The 2816-nt window shown below is 38.8% G+C and carries 4 protein-coding genes; 3 read left to right on the top strand and 1 reads right to left on the bottom strand.

Annotation, left to right across the window (positions count from 1 at the left end; translation table 11 throughout):
- Positions 1 to 294 precede the first annotated feature (294 nt).
- Complete coding sequence (locus tag ACTXGO_RS12060; protein ID WP_443574710.1) at positions 295 to 1572, top strand: lysine N(6)-hydroxylase/L-ornithine N(5)-oxygenase family protein; 1278 nt, start codon at positions 295 to 297, stop codon at positions 1570 to 1572.
- Positions 1573 to 1599: 27 nt separating this feature from the next.
- On the opposite strand, the gene ACTXGO_RS12055 is transcribed toward ACTXGO_RS12060, so the two are convergent.
- Positions 1600 to 1998: a hypothetical protein gene (locus ACTXGO_RS12055; protein WP_443574708.1), complete on the bottom strand. Its 399-nt coding sequence runs from the start codon at positions 1996 to 1998 to the stop codon at positions 1600 to 1602.
- 210 nt (positions 1999 to 2208) lie between these two features.
- Between ACTXGO_RS12055 and ACTXGO_RS12050 the strand changes: the two genes are divergently transcribed.
- Together ACTXGO_RS12050 and ACTXGO_RS12045 are read left to right on the top strand one after the other, a co-directional pair.
- Positions 2209 to 2400 (top strand): (2Fe-2S)-binding protein, encoded by a 192-nt coding sequence (locus ACTXGO_RS12050; protein WP_443542867.1) that lies wholly within the window; start codon positions 2209 to 2211, stop codon positions 2398 to 2400.
- 252 nt (positions 2401 to 2652) lie between these two features.
- On the top strand, positions 2653 to 2816 hold a 164-nt coding region (locus ACTXGO_RS12045), incomplete at its 3' end, for a ferritin-like domain-containing protein (protein ID WP_443574711.1).

Raw genomic sequence — 2816 nt, 5'->3', positions numbered from 1 at the left:
CAAGTAAAAAGGCTATTTTAGATAGAATAGCCTTTTTTTGTGGCTAGATTTTAGGTTAAAGCCTTTGGTCTACTATTTAAACTTTTGCTATGTATTTGATACTAAATACATAATACTAAACGTAACCTTTTTAAAAGCCTAAAGCTGATATTGTCTCACTTGTCTTTTAGGGCTTGAAATCGTTCAGATTAGCGCTGCCTTTTCAGATAATAAAGGTTGCACATCTTAGTTGCCGACTTACCCAACCATAGACTGTGTTGACATCTAAAAATAAAAACTCAAACAAGGTTACTTATGCACATTTACGATTTTATAGGGATAGGTTTTGGTCCAGCAAATCTTTCAGTGGCTGTTGCCCTGTCAGAGAAGGATATGTTAAATGACAACTCAAAAATCATGTTTATAGAGAGCAAGCCTGACTTTGTCTGGCACGGCGGTATGCTGATACCCGAAGCTGAGATGCAGATTTCATTTTTTAAAGATTTAGTGACGTTCAGAAATCCCACCAGCCCTTTTACCTTTATCAATTACTTAGCAGAAAATGGTCGGTTAGAGACTTTTGCCAATCTCAAAAACTTTTTCCCAAGGCGAGTGGAATATAACGACTATCTACAATGGGCGGCTAAGAAGTTTGAAAATTATGTCAAATACGCTACTAAGGTTATAAAGATCGAGCCTGTGCTTATCGAAGGTTCAGACGTCGTAGACTACTTAGCGCTACATTTGCAAAATGTCACCACTAAAGAGGCGGAGATTATATACGCCAAAGACATCTCGCTTGCAGCAGGTATCAGCAAAGTCATTCCTGAGTATATGAGTGCCAATCCTGATATCAAGATCAGTCACTCTGAAGATTTTTTGTACAGCTTAGAGACTGATTTTACTGATAAACATGCAGAGTATAAATTTGTAGTGGTGGGTTCTGGTCAAAGCGCTGCTGAGATTACCATGCATTTGGCAGATGAGTACCCCAATGCCAAAGTCGATCTTTATTTTAGAACCTATGCCCTAAAGCCTGCTGATGAAACTGAATTTGTGAACGAGATCTTTGATAGTGATACGGTTGAGACCTTTTTGACTTATAATGATGACTTTCGAGAAAACATCATTGAGAACCACAGAAATACTAATTATTCAGTCGTCGATCCTAAACTCATTAGCATCTTGTACGAACGCCTTTATTATCAAAAGCTGATTGGGGCTGAGCAGATCCAGCTGCATCAATTTCATGAATTAAAAGGTATAGATAGCGACTCAAAACAGGCAATATTTAAAGAGCTGACGGATAATAAAACGGTAAACACGGAGTTTGACGGTTTATTTTTGGCAACAGGTTACGAGATTATAGCGACCGATATTGTCAAAAACTTTGAGGAGTATTTAGTATACGATACCGAGGATCGCTTGGTGCTAGACACCGATTATAGGGTGAAAACGATTAACGCTAACTTTAAACCTAAGATATTTATTCAAGGGGCAAGTGAGCATAGTCATGGCATGAGTGAAACCTTGCTCTCTTTACTGGCTTATCGTTCAGGGAAAATCGTGACTAGACTGAGCGAGAATGATTAAGGCTTATTGAATGGAGTAGTAAAAAGTCTACATCCCCAAAACCCACTCATCATTTACTTGGTACACCTTGAAGCTTCCTTTGTCAGTGCGACTATTACCCGCAACCGTTTGCGTAATATCAGCGGTACACATATAGGTATTGTCGCCCTCAATGGTGTCGCAATTGACATTATCTACGCTCTCAAGGGTTGGCATCATGCCTGCCATCATCCCGCTCATTGCCCTTGCCATCTCATCATTGCCCGCACCCGCCATCGCATTATCCATCATGCTGCCCGCCTGCTCATACTGTGCTTCAATAAGATTTTCTACATCACTCTCAGAGGGTCCACTTGAGCAAGCAGCAAGTAGTGGCGTTAATAAAAGCATGGCAACTATGTTTCTGATATTTGTATTTTTAACATTTGTATTTTTGACATTTTTCATGATGGTCTTGCTCTTTTATCTTCGATAATTAAGTATACCTAACGCTGAGTAAAAACCAAACATAATTTCTTAGATTTAAAGCTAACCTCTCTAAACTTTGTCACTGTAAAAGCTATTGCAAATGATAACAATTATCGTTACTATATGTGCTATTAAATCGTCATTCTTATTCATGACAAGTAAATTGTCAGAAGATTTGGGAATAGTTATATGTACGTATGTATCTGCAATAGCGTTAAAGAAAAGCAAATTCAGGCGGCAATCAGCTCTGGTATCGATACACTTGATGGTCTCAAAGAGACGCTAGATGTCGCTACTTGCTGCGGCTGCTGCGAGCCTATGGTCAATGATTATATTGATGAGCATCACGCCAAGCTTGACGTTCTTGCTTATGCTGTTTAGCTCTCAGTTAGTACATGAATAGTTAGCCTATCAACCTACCTCTCCATTATCAAGCACGCTTAGCCTAGTCTATTATCTTTATGATGCTTATCCTGAACTAGAGTTTATGCATGCTATTTTCTATTTTTATTCTACTGCAAATGTCTGTTACTATTACTATCAAGTACAATTACTATCAAGATCCTGTCTGCTATCCTTGACTTAGGTCTGCTGTACACGCCCTACTAATCAAATTTTTAGTGAGTATATATTATGAAAGGTAGTCAAAAAGTTATCGATTATTTAAACTTTTTATTGGGCGGTGAGCTGGCCGCTCGTGACCAGTATTTTATTCACTCTGAGATGTATGCTGAGTGGCACTACGGCAAATTGTATGACCGTATTCATCACGAAATGGAAGATGAGACCTTGCATGC

The sequence above is a fragment of the Psychrobacter sp. T6-1 genome (genome assembly GCF_052258445.1).
This window is presented reverse-complemented; position numbering and strand designations above follow the sequence as displayed.

Excerpts from the sequence above, each read along its gene's own strand:
- ACTXGO_RS12060 (WP_443574710.1), top strand. The coding sequence starts at position 295 with ATGCACATTTACGATTTTATAGGGATAGGTTTTGGTCCAGCAAATCTT.
- ACTXGO_RS12050 (WP_443542867.1), top strand. The coding sequence starts at position 2,209 with ATGTACGTATGTATCTGCAATAGCGTTAAAGAAAAGCAAATTCAGGCG.
- ACTXGO_RS12055 (WP_443574708.1), bottom strand. The coding sequence starts at position 1,998 with ATGAAAAATGTCAAAAATACAAATGTTAAAAATACAAATATCAGAAAC.